The 18487-nt window shown below is 71.1% G+C and carries 22 protein-coding genes; 15 read left to right on the forward strand and 7 right to left on the reverse strand.

Going from position 1 to position 18487, the window contains the following annotated elements; all coding sequences use genetic code 11:
• Positions 1-36 precede the first annotated feature (36 nt).
• The 7 genes from gshB (at position 37) to E4T13_RS14460 (ending at position 5431) form a co-directional block, all read left to right on the forward strand.
• The gene (gene gshB / locus E4T13_RS14430) at positions 37-981 is read left to right on the forward strand and encodes a glutathione synthase (RefSeq protein ID WP_137179013.1); all 945 of its coding nucleotides are present in this window, start codon (positions 37-39) and stop codon (positions 979-981) included.
• Positions 982-1136: 155 nt separating this feature from the next.
• The gene (locus E4T13_RS14435) at positions 1137-1799 is read left to right on the forward strand and encodes a hypothetical protein (RefSeq protein ID WP_137179014.1); all 663 of its coding nucleotides are present in this window, start codon (positions 1137-1139) and stop codon (positions 1797-1799) included.
• Positions 1800-1887: 88 nt separating this feature from the next.
• Positions 1888-2301, forward strand: a complete 414-nt coding sequence (locus E4T13_RS14440) for a cytidine deaminase (protein ID WP_137179015.1) — start codon at positions 1888-1890, stop codon at positions 2299-2301.
• Positions 2302-2339: 38 nt separating this feature from the next.
• Positions 2340-2714: a hypothetical protein gene (locus tag E4T13_RS14445; RefSeq protein WP_137179016.1), complete on the forward strand. Its 375-nt coding sequence runs from the start codon at positions 2340-2342 to the stop codon at positions 2712-2714.
• Positions 2715-2776: 62 nt separating this feature from the next.
• Complete coding sequence (locus E4T13_RS14450; RefSeq protein WP_137179017.1) at positions 2777-3754, forward strand: patatin-like phospholipase family protein; 978 nt, start codon at positions 2777-2779, stop codon at positions 3752-3754.
• A 52-nt stretch (positions 3755-3806) separates the two neighbouring features.
• Positions 3807-5090, forward strand: a complete 1284-nt coding sequence (locus E4T13_RS14455; protein ID WP_306768494.1) for an AmpG family muropeptide MFS transporter — start codon at positions 3807-3809, stop codon at positions 5088-5090.
• Positions 5087-5431: a DMT family protein gene (locus E4T13_RS14460; RefSeq protein ID WP_137179018.1), complete on the forward strand. Its 345-nt coding sequence runs from the start codon at positions 5087-5089 to the stop codon at positions 5429-5431. The genes E4T13_RS14455 and E4T13_RS14460 overlap by 4 nt, the downstream gene beginning before the upstream one ends.
• A gap of 6 nt (positions 5432-5437) precedes the next feature.
• On the opposite strand, the gene E4T13_RS14465 is transcribed toward E4T13_RS14460, so the two are convergent.
• Positions 5438-6190, reverse strand: a complete 753-nt coding sequence (locus E4T13_RS14465) for a cyclase family protein (protein WP_206030184.1) — start codon at positions 6188-6190, stop codon at positions 5438-5440.
• Between the two features lie 146 nt (positions 6191-6336).
• On the opposite strand from E4T13_RS14465, the gene ald reads away from it, so the two are divergent.
• A complete protein-coding gene (gene ald / locus E4T13_RS14470) occupies positions 6337-7452 on the forward strand; it encodes an alanine dehydrogenase (protein WP_137179020.1) in 1116 nt (371 codons plus the stop codon).
• 76 nt (positions 7453-7528) lie between these two features.
• Positions 7529-7777 (forward strand): GlsB/YeaQ/YmgE family stress response membrane protein, encoded by a 249-nt coding sequence (locus E4T13_RS14475; RefSeq protein ID WP_137179021.1) that lies wholly within the window; start codon positions 7529-7531, stop codon positions 7775-7777.
• A 30-nt stretch (positions 7778-7807) separates the two neighbouring features.
• Here the strand turns inward: E4T13_RS14475 and typA are convergent, their stop codons facing one another.
• Complete coding sequence (gene typA / locus E4T13_RS14480) at positions 7808-9637, reverse strand: translational GTPase TypA (protein WP_137179022.1); 1830 nt, start codon at positions 9635-9637, stop codon at positions 7808-7810.
• Between the two features lie 190 nt (positions 9638-9827).
• Positions 9828-10805 carry an adenosine kinase gene (locus E4T13_RS14485; RefSeq protein WP_137179023.1) on the reverse strand — a complete coding sequence of 326 codons (978 nt, stop codon included), beginning with the start codon at positions 10803-10805 and terminating at the stop codon, positions 9828-9830.
• A 77-nt stretch (positions 10806-10882) separates the two neighbouring features.
• Between E4T13_RS14485 and E4T13_RS14490 the strand changes: the two genes are divergently transcribed.
• The 4 genes from E4T13_RS14490 (at position 10883) to E4T13_RS14505 (ending at position 13886) form a co-directional block, all read left to right on the forward strand.
• Positions 10883-11539, forward strand: a complete 657-nt coding sequence (locus tag E4T13_RS14490; protein ID WP_137179024.1) for an EI24 domain-containing protein — start codon at positions 10883-10885, stop codon at positions 11537-11539.
• A 330-nt stretch (positions 11540-11869) separates the two neighbouring features.
• Positions 11870-12388, forward strand: coding sequence for a polymer-forming cytoskeletal protein (locus tag E4T13_RS14495; RefSeq protein WP_137179025.1), 519 nt, complete (start codon positions 11870-11872; stop codon positions 12386-12388).
• Entirely contained in the window at positions 12388-12948 is a 561-nt protein-coding gene (locus tag E4T13_RS14500) for a hypothetical protein (protein WP_137179026.1), read from the forward strand. The genes E4T13_RS14495 and E4T13_RS14500 overlap by 1 nt, the downstream gene beginning before the upstream one ends.
• 20 nt (positions 12949-12968) lie before the next feature.
• Entirely contained in the window at positions 12969-13886 is a 918-nt protein-coding gene (locus E4T13_RS14505; RefSeq protein ID WP_137179027.1) for an AEC family transporter, read from the forward strand.
• Positions 13887-13908: 22 nt separating this feature from the next.
• Here the strand turns inward: E4T13_RS14505 and E4T13_RS14510 are convergent, their stop codons facing one another.
• From E4T13_RS14510 to E4T13_RS14525, 4 genes are all read right to left on the reverse strand, one after another.
• The gene (locus E4T13_RS14510; RefSeq protein ID WP_137179028.1) at positions 13909-14331 is read right to left on the reverse strand and encodes a DUF3775 domain-containing protein; all 423 of its coding nucleotides are present in this window, start codon (positions 14329-14331) and stop codon (positions 13909-13911) included.
• A gap of 72 nt (positions 14332-14403) precedes the next feature.
• Entirely contained in the window at positions 14404-15231 is an 828-nt protein-coding gene (locus tag E4T13_RS14515; RefSeq protein ID WP_137179029.1) for an aldo/keto reductase, read from the reverse strand.
• Positions 15228-16250 carry a WD40 repeat domain-containing protein gene (locus E4T13_RS14520; RefSeq protein ID WP_170985003.1) on the reverse strand — a complete coding sequence of 341 codons (1023 nt, stop codon included), beginning with the start codon at positions 16248-16250 and terminating at the stop codon, positions 15228-15230. The genes E4T13_RS14515 and E4T13_RS14520 overlap by 4 nt, the downstream gene beginning before the upstream one ends.
• A 94-nt stretch (positions 16251-16344) precedes the next feature.
• Complete coding sequence (locus E4T13_RS14525) at positions 16345-17325, reverse strand: GTP-binding protein (RefSeq protein ID WP_137179031.1); 981 nt, start codon at positions 17323-17325, stop codon at positions 16345-16347.
• A gap of 182 nt (positions 17326-17507) precedes the next feature.
• Here E4T13_RS14525 and E4T13_RS14530 point away from each other — a divergent pair, with 182 nt between their 5' ends.
• A complete protein-coding gene (locus E4T13_RS14530; protein ID WP_137179032.1) occupies positions 17508-18080 on the forward strand; it encodes a hypothetical protein in 573 nt (190 codons plus the stop codon).
• A 116-nt stretch (positions 18081-18196) separates the two neighbouring features.
• On the forward strand, positions 18197-18457 hold the full coding sequence (locus tag E4T13_RS14535) for a hypothetical protein (RefSeq protein ID WP_137179033.1): 261 nt from the start codon (positions 18197-18199) through the stop codon (positions 18455-18457).
• Positions 18458-18487: the final 30 nt, after the last annotated feature.

Genomic DNA, 18487 nt, shown 5'->3' on the forward strand with positions numbered 1-18487 from the left:
GAGGATGCCCGACCGACTGCGGGAGTATTCCGAACGATGGCCAAGTCGCTTCGCGTCGCCGTCCAGATGGACCCGATCGCCTCGATCAACATCGACGCCGACAGCACCTTCGCGCTGATGCTGGAAGCGCAGGCGCGCGGGCATGCGCTGTGGCACTACCATGTGCGCGACCTGGCGCTGCTCGGTGGCCGCGTGCTGGCGCAGGCCAACAAGGTCGAGGTGCGGCGCAAGCAGGGCGACCACTTCACCTTCGGCCCGGCCGAGGAGCTGGACCTCGGCCAGGTGGACGTGGTGCTGATGCGCCAGGACCCGCCCTTCGACATGGGCTACATCACCGCCACCCACATCCTGGAACACATCCACCCCAGGACGCTGGTGGTGAACGACCCTGCTTCCGTGCGCAACGCGCCGGAGAAGCTGTACGTCACCCACTTCCCGGAGCTGATGCCGGAAACGCTGATCAGCGCCTCCGTCGCGCAGATCCGCAAGTTCCGGGAGAAGCACGGCGACATCATCCTGAAGCCGCTCTTCGGCAATGGCGGCGCCGGCGTGTTCCACCTGCGCCCCGACGACCCGAACCTGAACGCGCTGCTGGAGATGTTCACCGAACGCTCGCGCGAGCCGCTGGTGGTGCAGCGCTACGTCCCGGATGTGCGGAAGGGCGACAAGCGCATCATCCTGGTGGACGGCGAGGCGATGGGCGCGATCAACCGCGTGCCCGCGGCCGGCGAGGCGCGCAGCAACATGCATGTCGGCGGCCGGCCGGAGCCGACCACACTGACCGACCGCGAGAAGGAGATCTGCGCCGCGATCGGGCCGGAGTTGCGCAAGCGCGGCATGATCTTCGTCGGCATCGACGTGATCGGCGGCTTCCTGACGGAAATCAACGTCACCTCGCCGACCGGCCTGCAGGAGATCGCGCGCTTCGACAAGGTGTTCCTGGAGAAGGCGATCTGGGACGCGATCGAGGCGAAGCGCTAGGGGCAGACACGCGGCCGGGGCGCCTCGCTCCCCGGCGCACCGCCTGGGCGCGCACACGGCATCGTGAGCAGCCGGGCGGCGCCACTTGTCCGTAACGTTCTGGCGCCGCGCGCTTGCGGCGTCGACGTGCAATGGGACATGCCATGGTTCATCGGATGCTCCGCGGGGTCGCGCTTCTGGCGGCACCGCTTGCGGTGGTCTGCGCGGCACCGGCCTCGGCCGCGCCCGTCTTCTTCACCGACCTCACCGCTTTCCAATCCGCGCTTGCCGCAGCCAGCGGCGCCACGCAGACCGAAGGCTTCGAAACGCATCCGCTGTCCGAGGACCTGACGGCCAACCCGTCCTCGGCGAACGGGATCACGGTGTCCAGCGATGCCGGGCCATTCTCCGACCTGCGCTCGGTGATCACGGTCGGCAACGGCACGGTCGTCGTGGACGTGCTGACGCGACTGAACGGCAGCAGCATCACATTCGCCTTCGCCACCCCCATCAATGCCTTCGGAATCGACATCTTCGACCTGGGCACCCAGAACACGCCGACCACGCTGCGGCTCATCATCGCGAGCGGCAGCCAGGACCTGTTCGCGGGCTTCACCGGCACGGACAACAACCGCCAATTCGGCGGGGTGATCGACACGGAGACCGCCTTCACCTCGGTGACTTTCACCAACTCCACGCTGAACGACCGCGTGGCGATGGACGACCTGCGCTACGGCCGCACCGGCCTGCCCGCGCCAGCCCCGGAGCCAGGGGCGCTGGTGCTGCTCGCCACCGCGCTGGCCGGCCTGTGCCTCGGCGGGCGGCGGTGGCGCGCCTGACGCCAAGGCACGCCGCCATGTGGCGGTCCGGTCGTGGTTGCGCGCCCAGACGGTTCCACGGTGCCGACCGCCAGCCTAGCTTTCGGGCATGACACAGGACGCCGACGCCGACCTCCTCGCCGAAGCCGAAGCCGCGCGTGCCTTCGCGCATGCGCCCTATTCGCGCTTCCAGGTCGGCGCCGCGCTGCTGTGCGCGGACGGGACGGTGCAGCGCGGCTGCAACGTGGAGAACGCCTCCTACCCCGCAGGCATCTGCGCCGAGCGCACCGCCGTTGCCGCGGCAGTCGCGGGCGGGCGCACACGGTTCGCGGCCATCGCCGTGGCGGGGCCGGACGGTGTCGCCATCACGCCCTGCGGCATCTGCCGCCAGGTGCTGTCTGAGTTCTCGCCGGACGGCGCGCTGCGGGTGATCGCGCGCGACGCCTCGGGCGCGATCCACGCCACCACCATCGGCGCGCTGCTGCCGGGCGCCTTCGGCGCGGCGGCACTCGGCGCGCGATGAGCGGGAACCGGCGGGCGCGCTGGCCTGTTCCGGACGGCATGCGCGCCTGGCTTCTCCTGCTGCCGCTGGCCGCCTGCGCCGCGGAACCCGCCTCGCCGACGCCAGCGGCCTGGATCGGCGCGACGGAGCTGGACCTTGTCACCGCGCTCGGCGTGCCGAGCCGCACCTACGAGGCCGAGGGCCGGCGCTTCCTGGCCTATGACGAAACCGGCTCGCCCGCCCCCGCGGTGGTGCCGTCCTTCGGCTTCGGCCTCGGCAGCGCCTCCGGCGGCTGGGGCAGCGGGACGGCCGTGGGCACGGGCATCGGCCTCTCCTTCGGGCCCTATGGCGGCTACGGCCCCTGCACCAGCAGCTTCGAGATCGCCAACGGATTCGTCGTCGCGGCGAGCCGCCAGCCGCCGGGCTGCCGCTGATCCCGGTTTGCGCAACGGCGCCCTCGCGCTAGCTTTTGCTGCGCCGCAGCACGGAGCCTCCCATGGCTACGCCTAAGGTCGCGATCGCCTGCCAGGGCGGCGGCAGCCACGCCGCCTTCGCCGCGGGCGTGCTGCACGAACTCCTCTCGCCCGCGCATCGCGACCGCTTCGACCTGCTGGCGCTGTCCGGCACCTCCGGCGGCGCGGTCTGCGCGGCGCTGGCCTGGTCGGGGCTGCTGGCCGCAGGGCCGGAGGAGTCGCGGCGCCGGCTGCACGGCTTCTGGCATGACCTCGGCGCGCGCGATCCGCTGGATGCCTGGGTGAATGCCTGGACCCAGCTGCTGTTCAGCCTGCCCTTCACCGTGAACGCCAGCCCCTATGCCTATTCCCCCGCCGCCGAGCCGCGGCTGCGCGAACTCCTGGCCAGATGGGTTCAGCCCGAGGCGCTGCCCGCCGACCGGGCCGCCCGCACGCGGCCCTTCCTGCGCCTCGGCGTCGCCGATGTGCTGAACGGCGGTGGCGCCGCGCTGGATGGCGAGAACGAAAAATTCTCGATGGATGACGTGGTGGCCTCGGCCGCGGTGCCGCCGCTGTTCCGCGCCGTCGCCGCGCGCGGCAAGCTCTGGTGGGACGGGCTCTATGCCCACAACCCGCCCATCGGCTCCCTGCTCGACCTGCCGGAGAAGCCCGACGAGATCTGGGTGGTCCGCCTCAACCCGCTGCGGCGGCGGGAGGAGCCGCGGACGGTGGACGCCATCGAGGACCGGCGCAACGAGATGGCGGGCAACCTGCCGCTCGACCAGGAGCTGACGGGCATCGCCCTGGTGAATCGCATGCTCGCCGCCGCGCCGGCGCTGAACGCACGCTTCGGCTATCGCCCGATCACCGTGCGGGAGGTCGCGATGCCGCTCGAGGAGCTGCCCTACCAGTCCAAGCTCGACCGTTCGCCGGCGCAGCTGCATCGGCTGATGGCGCTCGGCCAGGATCTCGCGCCGACGCTGTTCGGTGCGGCCTCGGTGGTGGTGCCGCCGGAGGGCTGACGCGACGCGGGCCGAAGGTCTAGACCGGGGCAAGCCTCGCCCGGAGACCCGATTGGCCGCGCTGTTCCGAGACCGCCGCTTCCTGGTCATGCTCGCGCTGGGCTTCGCGGCCGGCATCCCGCTGCCGCTCACCGGCTTCACGCTGCGGCAGTGGATGAGCGAATCCGACATCCCGCTCGCCGCCATCGGGCTGACGGCGCTGATCGGCCTCGCCTACGCCTTCAAGTTCCTCTGGTCGCCGGTGCTGGACCATGCGCCGCCGCCGCTGTTCCGCGGGCTGGGCCGGCGGCGCGGATGGCTGGCGACGATCCAGCCGCTGCTCGCCGCCGCGATCCTGGCGCTCGGCTTCACCGATCCGGCACGCGGCGCGCAGCTGACGGTGGCGATCGCGGTGCTCGTCGCCTTCCTCTCCGCCACGCAGGACATCGTGGTCGATGCCTACCGCATCGAGGTGCTGGAGGAACGGCAGCAGGGCTATGGGCTCGCCTGCTACATCTGGGGCTATCGCGGCGCGCTGCTGGCCTCGAACGCGGGCGCGCTGGCGATGGCGACCTTCGCCGGCTGGGCCGCGGCGTTTGCGATGTGCGCGGGGCTGATCGGCATCGGCTTCCTGGCCGTGCTGCTGGGGCCGGAGCCGGAGGCGCGGGCCGTGGCCGCCACCAGCTGGTCGCAGCGCATCCGCGCCGCGGTGGTGGATCCCTTCGCCGACTTCATGCGGCGGCGCTACTGGGTGGCGATCCTGGCCTTCGTCACGCTGTTCAAGCTCGGCGAGGCGCTGGCCGGCGTGATGACCGCGCCCTTCTATCGCGAGCTCGGCTTCTCCCGCCTCGAGGTCGCGGCGGTGAGCAGCGTCTTCGGCCTGGTGGCGACGCTCGCGGGCGCGCTGGCCGGCGGTTATGTCGTGGCGCGGCTGGGCACGGCGCGCGCGCTGATCGTCACGGGCATCCTGCAGATGCTGTCGAACCTGATGTATGTGGCGCTGGCGCAGGCCGGCCATTCGATGCCGATGCTCTGGGCGCAGGTGGGCGTCGAGAACTTCACGGACGGATTGGCGGACGCCGCCTTCGTCACCTACCTGAGCATGCTGACCAGCCGCGCCTTCACGGCCACGCAGTATGCGCTGCTGTCCTCTCTGGCAGCGGTGCCGCTGCGCACGCTGGCCGGCACATCCGGCTGGCTGGCGGAGGGGCTGGGCTGGTCCTGGTTCTTCGTGCTGACCACGGCGGCCGCGCTGCCGGCCATGGCGATCATGCTTTTTCTTCTTTCGCGCCTGCCGCCGCGCGAGGATGCGCCGCCGGCCGAGGTCGCCCCGATCCCCGACGAGGTCGCACGATGAGTGCCTATTGGCTGACGCCGCTGCTGCTTGTCGGCTCCAACGTGCTGATGACCTTCGCCTGGTACGGCCACCTGAAGGCGCCGTCCTGGCCGATGTGGTTGGCGATCCTGGTCTCCTGGGGGATCGCCTTCTTCGAATACTGCCTGGCCGTGCCGGCCAACCGGATCGGCTACGGCACCTTCACCGGACAGCAGCTCAAGGTGATGCAGGAAGTCATCACGCTGGCCGTCTTCGCGGTGTTCAGCGTGGCGTTCCTCGGCGAGCAGCTCCGCTGGAACTTCCTGGCCGCCGGCGCCTGCCTGGTGGCGGCCGTGGTGTTCATCTTCCTGCCGGTGGAGTAGCGCCCGCTACACCAGCGCCAGCACCCGCCCATGCCCGCCGGTGCCGCCGGCGATCTTGGGTGCGCCGGCGACCAGCGTGGTGCCCGTCGCCGGCACGGCGCCGAGATTGGCGATGCATTCGATGCCCCAGCGGCCGCTGCCCAGCCACGCCTTGTGGAAGCCGAAGCTGGTGGAGCCGCCATGGTCCAGCGAGAGCGTATCGACCGCCACCGCCGCCACGTTGCGCTCGATCAGCAGCGGCGCGACATCCGGGCGGAATCCCGGGAAGCGCAGCGCGTTGCCCGACGCATTGCGGAAGCCCGGGCCGTTCGCGCGCGCATCCCAGCCGGAGTTCAGCGCCACGCAGGCGCCGGCGGGGATGCGGCCATGCTGGCGCTCCAGCGCGGCGATGTCCTCGGGCGTCGCCTGGTAGTCGTTGTCGGCCTCGGCCTTGGCACGCACATCCAGCACCACCAGCGGGCAGACCAGGTTGTCCGCGGGGATGCGGTCCACCGTGGCGCCATCGGTGGTGAAGTGGATCGGCGCGTCGAAATGCGTGCCGACATGCTCGTAGTAGGTGAACTTCATCACGTTGTAGCCGTCGCGCGCCAGCGTCATGGCCTGTTCCATCTCGAAGGCCGGCGCCCCGCCGAAGGTGGGAAAGTCCTTTCGCAGCGTGTGCGTCAGGTCCACCACGCGGCTGACCGGCGCGCTGCGCACCGCCTGCGCAGCCGCGGGCTGGACCGACAGTGCCGCGACCGAGGCGGCCATCGCGGCCATCACCCCGCGCCGTCCCAGGGACCGCGCAACCTTCCCCATCACGCAGGCATCGCACATCGCCACGAAACTCCTCACCTTGGCGTGCGAGACTGCCGCATGGACGGGCCGCGCCGCCAGCGCGATCCTGCGGGCGACGGAGGTGACCCATGCGCGTCGGCGTGCCGAAGGAAGTGAAGGTGCATGAATACCGGGTCGGGCTGACGCCCGGCTCGGTGCGGGAGCTGGTGGCGCACGGGCACAGCGTGCTGGTGCAGCACGATGCCGGCGCGGCGATCGGTTTCCCCGACGCGGCATACGAGGCCGCCGGCGCGACGATCGCCGACGACGCCCGAAAAATCTTCGCGACGGCGGAGCTGGTGGTGAAGGTGAAGGAGCCGCAGCCGCACGAGTGGAGAATGCTGCGGCCGGGGCAGGTGCTGTTCACCTATCTGCATCTCGCGCCCGATCCGGAACAGACGAAGGGCCTGATGGAATCAGGCGCCAGCGCCGTGGCGTATGAGACGGTGACGGAGGCCGAGGGCGGGCTGCCGCTGCTGCGCCCGATGAGCGAGGTGGCCGGGCGCATGGCGCCGCAGGTCGGCGCCCGCTGCCTGGAGAAGGAGGCAGGCGGCGCGGGCATCCTGTTGGGCGGCGTGCCGGGCGTGCCCGGCGCGCGGGTGGCCATCATCGGCGGCGGCGTGGTGGGGGCGAATGCCGCGCGCATCGCGCATGGCATGCGCGCCCAGGTGACGGTGCTGGACCGCGCGCCGCGCGCGCTGCATGCGCTGGATGTCGAGTTCAACGGTGCGGTGGACACGCGCTTCGCGACACATGAGGCGATCGAGACGACGGTCGCCGAATCCGACCTGGTGATCGGCGCCGTGCTGGTGCCGGGTGCCGCGGCGCCGAAGCTGGTGACGCGGGCGATGATCGCCGCGATGCGGCCGGGCAGCGTGGTGGTGGATGTCGCCATCGACCAGGGCGGCTGCTTCGAAACCTCGCGCCCCACCACCCATGCCGATCCGACCTATGTCGAGGAAGGCGTGGTGCATTACTGCGTCACCAACATGCCCGGTGCCGTGGCGCGCACCAGCGCGGTGGCGCTGAACAACGCGACGCTGCCCTTCACGCTGCAGATCGCGGACAAGGGGCTGGCGCGGGCCTGCGCGGAAAACCCGCATCTGGCGCAGGGGCTGAACGTGCATGCCGGCGCGGTCACGCATCCGGCAGTGGCGGCGGCGCTTGGCCTCGGGCATACCCCGCTGGAGCGCGCCTTCGCGTAACGAACGGATGGGAACCGTTCGGCGCCAGGGCGCTTACCGCTTCCGCAACACGCTTCCGCAACCGGGGGACACCGCCATGGGCTTCATCTGGACCATTCTGATCGGCTTCCTGGCCGGCGTAGTCGCCAAATTCCTGATGCCGGGCAACCAGTCCGGCGGCTTCATCGTGACGACGCTGCTCGGCATCGTCGGCGCGGTGGTGGCCACGCTGATCGGCCAGTCCATCGGCTGGTATCGTGCCGGCGAGGGCGCCGGCTTCATCGGCGCGGTGGTCGGCGCCGTCATCCTGCTGGCGCTGTTCCGCGCCTTCGCCGCGCGGCGCTGAACGCCGCGCAGGGCCGGGAAGGAGGCGGCCTCAGGCCGCCTCGCTCTCCTGCCGGCGGGCGTACTTCTTGCGCTCATGCGGGTCGAGGAAGCGCTTGCGCAGGCGGATCGCGCCGGGCGTCACCTCCACCAGCTCGTCATCCTCGATGTAGCTGATCGCCTGTTCGAGGCTCATCCGCCGCGGCGGCGTCAGCAGCAGCGCCTCATCCTTGCCGGCGGCGCGGATGTTGGTCAGCTTCTTCTCCTTGATCGGGTTCACTTCCAGGTCGTTGTCCCGGGAGTGCTCGCCGAGGATCATGCCGATGTAGACCTTCACGCCGGGGTCCACGAAGAGCGTGCCGCGCTCCTGCAGGTAGAACAGCGCGTACTGCACCGCTTCGCCGTCGCTGTTGCTGATCAGGCTGCCGTTGCGGCGGCCTTCGATCGGGCCGGCCCAGGGCGCGTAGCCGTGGAACAGCCGGTTCATCATGCCGGTGCCGCGCGTGTCGGTCATGAACTCGCCGTGGTAGCCGATCAGCCCGCGCGACGGGATCAGGAAGGTCAGCCGCACCTTGCCGCCGCCCGAGGGCCGCATGTCCTGCATCTGGCCCTTGCGCATCGAGAGCTTCTCGACGACGACGCCGGAATAGCCCTCATCCACGTCGACCAGCACTTCCTCGTAGGGCTCCTCGCGCTCGCCCGTCTCCGGGTTGTCGCGGGTCAGCACGCGGGGGCGGCCGATGGTCAGCTCGAAGCCTTCGCGGCGCATCTGCTCGATCAGCACGCCCAGCTGCAATTCGCCGCGGCCCGCGACCTCGAAGCTGTCCGCTTCCTGGCTGTCGGTGACCTTGATGGCCACGTTGCCCTCGGTCTCCTTGTAGAGACGCTCGCGGATCTGGCGGGAGGTGACCTTCTTGCCCTCGCGGCCGCCGAGCGGGCCGTCATTGATGCGGAAGGTCATGGCGAGCGTCGGCGGGTCCACCGGGATGGCGGGCAGCGGCTCCGTCACCTCCGGGGCGGCGATGGTGTCGGGGATGGTGGCGTCGGACAGGCCGGCAATGGCGATGATGTCGCCCGCCTGCACCTCATCGACCGGCACGCGGTCGAGGCCGGAGAAGGTCATCAGCTTGGTCAGGCGCCCGGTCTCCACCACCGAGCCGTCCTGGCGCAGCACACGCACCGGCATGTTGATTCGTGCGGTGCCCTGCTCGACGCGCCCGGTCAGGATGCGGCCGAGGAAGTTGTCGCTCTCCAGGATCGAGGCGTTCATCGCGAAGGGCTTGTCCAGCTCGACCTTCGGCGGGGGAACGTGGCTCAGGATCAGGTCGAACATCGGCGCCAGATCCTTGCGCGGACCGTCGAGCGCCAGGTCCGCCCAGCCCTGCCGGCCGGATGCGAACAGCGTGTGGAAATCGAGCTGCTCGTCGGTCGCGCCCAGCGCGGCGAACAGGTCGAACACCTCGTTGTGGACCTCGTCGGGGCGGGCGTCGCCGCGGTCCACCTTGTTGATCACGACGATCGGCTTCAGGCCGCGCGCCAGCGCCTTGGTCAGCACGAACTTGGTCTGCGGCAGCGGTCCTTCGGCGGCATCGCACAGCACGATGGCGCCATCGACCATGGACAGGATGCGCTCCACCTCGCCGCCGAAATCGGCGTGGCCGGGCGTGTCCACGATGTTGATCTTCACGCCCTTCCATTCCACCGCGGTGGACTTGGCGAGGATGGTGATGCCGCGCTCGCGCTCCAGGTCGTTGCGGTCCAACGCACGTTCGGCGACCTGCTGATTGGCGCGGAAGGCGCCGGCCTGCTTCAGCAGGTTGTCCACCAGGGTCGTCTTGCCATGGTCGACATGCGCGATGATCGCGACGTTGCGGAGTTGCATGGATCGAATCCGGTTCCGTTCGGCCCGACCCCGCAAGACCCCGGGCAACCGTCATCCGACGGTCATCCAGGGCGAAACGCCGGGCCTTTGGCTTGATGCGGCGCACACATAGGCGCGCGAGGCCGAAAAAGCGAGCGGGAATCGGTGCGGGGCGCCCTCCCCGCCTTCTGGCGGGAAGGGAGAGGCAGGATCAGCCGACCAGGGCCTTCAGGTCCGCCTGCGGCCGGGCGCCGAAATGGCTGATGACCTCGGCGGCAGCCACGCTGCCCCAGCGGCCGCATTCGGCCAGCGCCAGGTCCTTCGCATGCGCGGCCAGGAAGCCGGCGGCATAGGCATCGCCCGCGCCGGTGGTATCCACGACCGTGGTCGGCACCGCCTTCGCCTCCACCGTCTCGGCGCCGGCCGTGATCACGCTGCCCTTCTCGCTGCGGGTCACCGCGGCCAGGCCGACCTCCTGCCGGACGGCGGCCAGCGCCGTCGCGAAATCCTCGGTCTCGTAGAGCGAGAGCAGCTCGGCCTCGTTGGCGAAGAGGATGTCCGTCTCCTCCTTCACGAAGGCGCGGAAGGCGGCGCGGTGGCGGCCGACGCAGAAGGGATCGGACAGCGTCAGCGAGACCTTGCGGCCCGCCGCATGCGCGGCCTTGGCCGCCTTGCGGAAGGCGGCCTGGGCGGCCGGCGGGTCGAACAGGTAGCCCTCGAGGTAGGTGACGGCGGCGGAGGCGACCTCGGCCTCGTCCACGTCATCCGGGCCGAAGGCGACGCAGGCGCCAAGGAAGGTGTTCATGGTCCGCTGCGCATCCGGCGTCACCAGGATCAGGCAGCGTGCGGTTGGCGCGCCGCCCACGAGCGGCGCGGAGGGAAACCGCACGCCCGCCGCGCGGATGTCGTGCGCGAAGACCTTCCCAAGCCCGTCATCCGCGACCTTGCCCAGATAGCCCACCCGCGCGCCGAGCGCCGCGGCGACGGCGCAGGTGTTGCCCGCGGAGCCGCCCGAACTCTCCACCCCCGGCCCCATCGCGGCATAGATCCGCTCGGCCGCCGCGGCGTCGATCAGCGTCATGCCGCCCTTGGCCATGCCCTGCGCGGCCAGGAACGCATCGTCGGCGCGCGCGAGGACATCCACGATGGCGTTGCCGATGCCGAGCAGGTCGAGGGCAGGGGAGGTCATGTGTCTCTGGCGCCAGAAGGGGAATTGAAGGCGGCGGACGTTGCCGGAAGCGGCCGGGCGCCGCTAGTCCCTGGCCGATGCTCGCACCCCTCTTCCTCGCCCTCGGCCAGCTCGGCGATCCCGCCTTCCGCCGGCCCCTGCTGCTCGGTGCCTTGCTGGCGCTGCTCGGCGGCATCGCGCTCGCCGCCGGGGTGAGCTGGGGCGTCGGCTGGCTTGCGGGCGGGGAGGGGTGGCTGGCCTCGCTGGCCGCCGCGGCTGGCGGGCTGCTGGTGATCCTGGCGATGTGGTGGCTGTTCGTGCCGATGCTGCTGGCCATCGCCAGCATCTTCACCGATGGCGTCGCGGCCGCGGTGGAGCGGCGGCACTACCCGGCGCTGCCGCCGCCGCACGGCGCTTCCACCGCGGTGCAGGCCTGGGCGGGCGTGAAGCTGGCGCTGCAGATGGCGGCGCTGACCATCGTCATGCTGCCGCTGTCGCTGCTGATCCCGGTGATCGGCGCCGTCGCGCTCTGGGCGGTGGCGGCGGTCGGGCTGGGCGAGGGGCTGTTCCAGGGCGTGGCGCTGCGGCGCATGGCGCCCGCGCCGGCCAAGGCGCTGGCGCGCAGCCTGCGCACGCGCATCTGGGCGGTAGGCGGCGTCTTCGCGTTGATGGGCGCCGTGCCAGTGCTCAACCTGCTGGTTCCGGTGCTGGGAACCGCGGCGATGGTGCATGTGCTGTACCGCGCCGGGCGCTGAAACGAACCGCGCGCGGACGCATATGCGAAGCTTGTGGACAACTGCGCCGGAGGGCGGAGCGGGCCGTTGTCTCGGCGCGGCGGCCCATGTTAGCCCGGAGGTCGGCGCCGCGGGGACCAGGGATGCCCCGGGGCGCCCGGCGCGCCGCGCCGAACCGTCTCATTCCGGCGCGGTTTCGCCGCGTCGTGTCGCAGGGGGGCCAGCCGCGCCATGAACGTGTTCCGCCGCCGCGATTCCTCCGCCCCGGAACCGCAGCCGGCCACCGTGCCGACGGCGCGCGATCCCGATCTGGGCGTTCCGCCTCGCCTTCCACCCAGGGACAATCCGACCATGAGCCTCGCGCCCAAGCCCGGCCCCGCGCCCACCCTTCCCGCCGGCCCGACCCCGCCCTCCGGCACGGCCATCCCGCCGCGGCCGACGCAGCTCGGCGGCGCCACGCCGGTCGGCGCGCCGCCCGCGCCGACGCCGCGCCCCGCCACGGACCGCCGCACCCTGGTGGTCGGGCGGGGCATCAGCCTGCAGGGCACCGTCAGCGAGGCCGAGCGCCTGGTGGTCGAGGGCACGGTCGAGAGCCAGATGATCCAGGCGACCGAGCTTTCGATCAGCGAGACCGGCGTCTTCAAGGGCGAGGTCCAGGTCGAGGATGCCGAGATCGCCGGCGTGTTCGACGGCACCATCACGGCGCGCGGCGCGCTGGTGATCCGCGCCACGGGCCAGGTGATCGGCGTGGCGCGCTGCCGCCGGCTCTCGGTCGAGGAAGGCGGGCAGATCTCCGGCCGCATGGAGATGATCGGCGACACGCCGGCACCCGTGGCGCCCGCGCCGCGCCCGGTTCCCGCCGAAGCCTGATGCGCGGCACGGCGCCGGACCGGATGCGGCCGGCGCACCCTGCCCTGCTGCTCGCCCTGCTGCTGCCCGCCGCCTGCGCCCAGCCCGGCCCGACCGAGACGGCGCAACTGCTGGAGGAGGTGATGGCGACGCATCAGGCGAGCATCGAGGGGGTCGGCGGAAGGCCGGCCGCGGCCGCCATCGCCGCGGCGCCCTCTTCCGCCCCCGCGCGCCAGGCCGCCGCACCCATCCGCACGCCGGCCGCCGGCCCGGCGCCCGGCGCCGCCGGGGAGCTGGTCGGCCTCTCGCCGGAGGCGCTGCGGCAGCGCCTGGGTGAGCCGCGGCTGCGGCGCACCGAAGGGCCGGCCGAGGTCTGGCACTACCAGGCCAGCACCTGCCATCTCGACCTGGTCCTGTATCGCGAAGCCGGGCCGGTCCCGGGCCTGCGCGTGGCCTATGCCTCGGCACGCGCCTCCGGAACGGCGCGCCGCGCGGAGGCGGCCTGCCTCGGCGATATCGCGCGCGACGCGTCGCGGCCCGGCGCGCCCGCCACGACGGAGCCGGCGCTGCTGGGCGCCTAGCGCCGGGCGGCTGGGAACCGATGAATCTCGCCCCCTGGGCCGACGCCTTCGTGCCGGTCTTCGGCCTGCTCGCGCTCGGCGCGCTGCTCAAGCGGCGGCTGCTGCGCGATGACGCGATCTGGGCCGGGATCGAGCGGCTGGTCTTCTGGGTGCTGCTGCCCTGCCTGATCGCAAGCGCGCTGTCGGCCGTCCGCTTCGACACGCTGCCGGTGTTCGGGATGCTGGCCGCGCTCTGGGCCGCGCTGTCGGCGGGCACCGTGCTGGCGGTGCTGCTCTCCCGCGCGCTGGGGCACGGGCATGCGGCGATGACATCGGTGCTGCAGGGCGGCATCCGCTTCAACAACCTGATGGGCTTCGCCATCGGCGGTGCGATCTGGGGGGCGGAGGGCATCGCCTATGCGGCGGTGGCCACCGGCATCATCGTGCCCTTCGTGCAGGCGGTCGCGACCGTCGCCTTCGTGCTGGGCCGCGGCGGCGCGGTGCGGGTGCCCGCGCTGCTGCGCCAGGTGCTGATGAACCCGCTGATCCTCGGCTGCATTGCCGGCTTCGCGATCAGCCTGGCGGGCGGGCTGCCGCCGGGGTTGCAGCCGGCGGTGCGCAACCTGGGGAATGCTTCGATCGCGCTCGGCCTGCTCTGCGTCGGCGCGGCGCTGACGCTGCAGGGGCTGGGCGACCGGCCGGCGACGCAGGCAGCGACCGCGGCGCTGAAGCTGCTGGTCATGCCGCTGATGACCTGGGCGCTCTGCGCGGCGCTCGGGCTCGGCCCGCTGGCGACGGCCATCGCGGTGCTGTTCATGGCGCTGCCGACGGCGGCGACGAGCTATGTGATGGCGCGCGCCATGGGCGGCGATGCGAAGCTGATGGCGGCGATCACCACCAGCGAGCACCTGGCGAGCATGCTGACCCTGCCGGTCTGGGTCTGGCTGCTGGCGCGCTGAGGCGAAGCCCCCGCGCCCCGGATCAGCGCTCGATTTCCTCGATGGAAAGCCCGAAGGCGGCGACGCCCTCGGCCAGCAGGTCGCCGAGATTGTCCATCGCCAGCAGGTAGTCGGCGGCGTCCTTGCCCTCGTTGCGCTCCGCCGCCAGGGCGCGCGCCTCCTCCCACTCCTCGCGGCCATAGTCGCCGCGGCCGGTCCAGGCGAGCGCGATCAGGCTGGCCTGCTCGTCCTCGTTCAGCTCGGCGATGAAGGCGTGCAGGCTTTCCTCGGTGAGGTCGTCGGGGTCCTCGGCCAGCAGCGCGGCCTCGCTGTCGCCATCCTCGCCGTCGTCGAGGTCGCCCGCCTCCTCCTTGCCCTGCAGCGCGCGGGCGTGGTCCACGATGGTGGCCACGGCCTCCAGGCTGATGCCGAGATCGACATCGTCATCATCCGGCGTGCCCGACATGGCACCCCCCTCCTTGTCTGGCGACATTAGACCTGGGAACGGCGAACGGTTCCATCGCCGCGCAACCGCGGCTCAGCCATTCGCCCAGTCCGGCGCGAAATCCGGGTTCACGAAGCGACGGTCCTTGGGCAGGGTTCCAATCGCGGCAAGGTCATCCGCGTCCAGCCGCAGCGACGCGGCGCCCAGGTTCTCCTTCTGCCGCGCCGGTGAGGCGGCCTTCGGCACCATCGCCACGCCGTCCTGCGCCAGCAGCCAGCCCAGCGCGACCTGCGCCGGCGTCGCGCCGTGCTTCGTCGCGATGCGCGCCAGCACCGGCTGGTCGAGCCCGCTGCCCTTCGCCAGCGGCGAATAGGCGGTCAGGCCCATCCCCGCCGCACGACAGATGCCGAGCAGCTTCGACTGGTCGAGCATGACGTGGAACTCGACCTGCAGGCTGGCGAGGTTCACGCCTTCGGCGATCGCGCGCTGCAGCAGCTTCGGCGGGAAGTTCGACACGCCGATGGACTTCGCCTGCCCTTCCGCGCGGATCGCGGCGATGCCCTTGAGCGCATCCGCCAGGTCGAGCTGCGGGCTCGGCCAGTGGATCAGCAGCAGGTCCACATAGGGCGTCGCGAGGCGCTTGAGACTGTCGGCGAAGGCGCGGCGGATCGCATCGCCATTCGGCTTGTCCCACCAGATCTTCGTCGTCAGGAAGATGTCGCCGCGCGGCAGGCCGCTGGCGGCGATGCCGGCGCCCACCGCATCCTCGTTGCCGTAGCGCTCGGCCGTGTCGATGTGGCGATAGCCGAGGCCGATCGCGGATTCCACCGCGCGCGTGCACTCCGCGCCCGTCATCGGCCAGGTGCCGAGGCCGATGCGCGGCATGCGCATGCCGTTGGCTTCGAGAATGGGAACGGTCATGGGCGCCTCGCGAGATCGATGATGCCGGCGCGGCCGGCTTCGGTGCCGAAGGCCAGCAGCGCGCCATTCGGGCTCCAGGACAGGGCAGAGACCGGGCTGCCGGAGGGTGGGGCGACCGGCACCACCTTGCCGCTGCCGATCTCCGCGATCAGCACGAGGCCATCGCCGAAGCCGGCGGCGACCACCTCGTGTTGCGGATGGCAGGCGACAGCGGTGCAGAACACTGCGTCGCCGCCGGCGAGTTCCGTCGGCGCCTTGCCCATCGGGCCGCCGCCGAAGAAGGGCCAGAGCACGATGCTCTCCGCGCCGCTCGTCGCCAGCCAGCGGCCGCGGGCGGTGAAGGAGAGGCTGCGGGTCTTCCCGGGATAGCCGGACATGCGCATGTGCTGCCCGTCCGTCAGACGCCAGCCATGCAGCGAGGGTTCCTGCATCGCGGTGACCACATGCGTGCCGTCGGGCGAGAAGGCGATGGCGTGGTGGCTGCCCTTCCATTCCAGGCTGCGCGGCTTGTCTTCCTTGGCGCCGACGAACCACAGCGAGGCGCCGTTGTAGTGGCTGGCGGCGATACGCTTGCCCTTCGTGTCGAAGGCGATGCCGCCGACGCTGGACGGATGCGCGAGCGTCTTCAGCGGGCCGCCGGGGCCGAGCAGGTGCAGCGCCTTGCCCACCGCCGCGGCGCGCAGGCCGGACTCATGCGCGGCGACATGGTCCACCCACTTGCCCTTGTAATCGGCGAGCGTCGTGGTCGCGCCATCGGGCGCGGTGCGCATCAGCTTGCCGTCGTCGCCGCCGGTCAGCCAGCCCTCCTGCATGTCGGCGGATGCCGAGAGGATGGCGCCGTCATGCGCGGTGACGGGCTTCCAGTCGCCGGTGGTGCCGGCAAGGTGCAGCGTGCCGTCGGCCAGCGCGAAGGCGAGCGCGTTGCGCGCATCGAAGACGGCGCCGACCACCCAGGCGCCGAGCTCCTCGGCGCGGCCGCGCGTGGCGAGAAGGAAATCGGATTCGGCGACGTCAGCCATCACGACATGGTCCGCAAAGAGGAAGCACCTTCACCTGCTCCCTCCCGCGAAGCGGGGGAGGGCCGGGGTGGGGGCATTCGACCTGGCCGGGACATCACCCCTCCACCTGGCACGCCTCGAACCCCCTGCGCAGTTGCGGCCGGTTCAGGTCGCGGCCGATGAAGACGATCTTGGACTTGCGCGGATCGCCTTCCTTGACCTCGCCGATGTAGTCGCCATCGGCGATCATGTGCACGGCCTGGAAGGCGAAGCGGCGGCTGTCGCCGGCATAGTACAAGATGCCCTTGGTGCGCAGCAGGTCCTGGCCCTTGGTCTGGAGAAGCTGCGAGATCCAGGCGTTGAACTTCTCCGCGTCGATCGGCTTCGCCACCTCGAAGCTGACGCTGTTCACCTCGCTGTCATGCTCGTGGTGGTCCTCGCCGGAGAGGAAGTCCGGCTCCTTCTCCAGGATGCGGGCGAGGTTGAAGGCGTCGCGGCCGATCACGCTGTCCAGCGGCACGTCGGACTTCGTCGCGCGGCGGATCTCGGCATAGGGGTTGATCTGCTTGATCAGCCGCTCGACCTCGGCGGCCTCGTCCGCGCTGACAAGGTCCATCTTGTTCAGCACGATGATGTCCGCGAAGGCGATCTGCTCCTGCGCCTCGCTGCTGTCCTTCAGCCGCGCGGGCAGGTGCTTGGCATCCACCACCGTGACGATCGCGTCGAGCTTCGTCGCGCGCTTCACGTCCTCGTCGACGAAGAAGGTCTGCGCGACGGGCGCGGGATCGGCGAGGCCCGTGGTCTCCACGATGATGCCGTCGAAGCGGCCCTTGCGCTTCATCAGGCCGGAGATGATGCGGATCAGGTCGCCGCGCACGGTGCAGCAGATGCAGCCGTTGTTCATCTCGAAGACTTCCTCGTCGGCGTCCACGACGAGGTCGTTGTCCACGCCGAGCTCGCCGAACTCGTTGATCACCACGGCGAATTTGCGCCCGTGGTTCTCGCTGAGGATGCGGTTGAGCAGCGTGGTCTTGCCGGCGCCGAGATAGCCGGTGAGGACGGTCACGGGGATCTGCGCGTCCTGGGTCTGCGACATGGCGAGGGGTTCCGCGGAAGCTTCAGGAAGCCGCTTATATGGGAGCGCGCCGACGGGTCCAGCCGTGCGCCGCCGGGCGGGGTGCCATGCAGGCGCGCGCCGGGCCGCCCGTTGCGATCGTGGAAGGGCCGCATGGGCTTCGCCGCCGGGACTATGCTGGCCCCGCAACGGGGGGTGGCGGGATGAAGTATGTCGGCATGCAGGAAGTGGTGTTCGACCAGCAGAACATCGCCTTTCCCGGCCTCGGGAACTGCCACGGCATCGTCTATGTCAATGCCAACGGGCTGTTCGCCTATCACCTCTCGGGCGATCCGCGGCCGGTGCGCACGGCGGCCTTCGGTCAGTTCGTCGCGAACCACGTCAATGGCGGCGGGCCGGGACTTGGCCTGATCGGCTTCTGCCCGACGAACCGCTTCGGCAGTGACGCCGGCCAGCGCGGGGAGCTGCAGCCCTTCGCGGCCGCGCTGAACTACAACGGCCCGATCCGCGGCTTCCGCTGGAACATCGCCGCCCTCGGCTGGGGGAATATGGGGACGACCTACGTGGATGTTTACTTCAACCAGGGCGCCATCGTCTGCAGCTACGAGCGGTTCGAGGACGTCAAGGAGCCGCTTGCCCCCAATCCGGAGCCGGCAAACCACCAGTCGGTGCTGCTTGGCCCCATGGCCGTCGCGGCGCCGATCGCGCTCGCGCAGGTCACGCCCTTTGCCCTGCGGACCGGCGTGCCGAGCTTCGTCAATCCGAGGACGCTGTAGCCGCCACCGTTGCAGTGTCAGGCGCGCCTGCCTACAAAAGATTGCAATAATCTCGACCGGTCTCTTTTTTGCTCTGCTATTGTCCGTTGCATCAACCGATGGGCGAACCCCCCGCCATGGACGGACATTGGCCCCCCCTTGTCGTGGTCGCGAATGACTGGGACGGACCGTCGAGCCTGCCCGCCGCGCGCCGACGGCGCTTCGCGGTCGAGCTCGACCGGAACGGCCTGTTCCTCAGCCTCGGCCGCACGGATTTCTATCTGTGCATGGAGCCCGGCTCGGCCTGGTCGGCGCATCGCGCCGCCGGCGAGCTGGAGGTGCAGGCCTGGCGGCTGCACCTGATCATCGGCCGCGCCCCCAAGGTCCAGGCGGCATAGGCCGGAGGGGTCCGGGGACGCTCAGCGTCC

Origin of the sequence: Roseomonas sp. AR75 (assembly GCF_005222815.1) — a bacterium.
Classification (GTDB): Bacteria; Pseudomonadota; Alphaproteobacteria; order Acetobacterales; family Acetobacteraceae; genus Falsiroseomonas.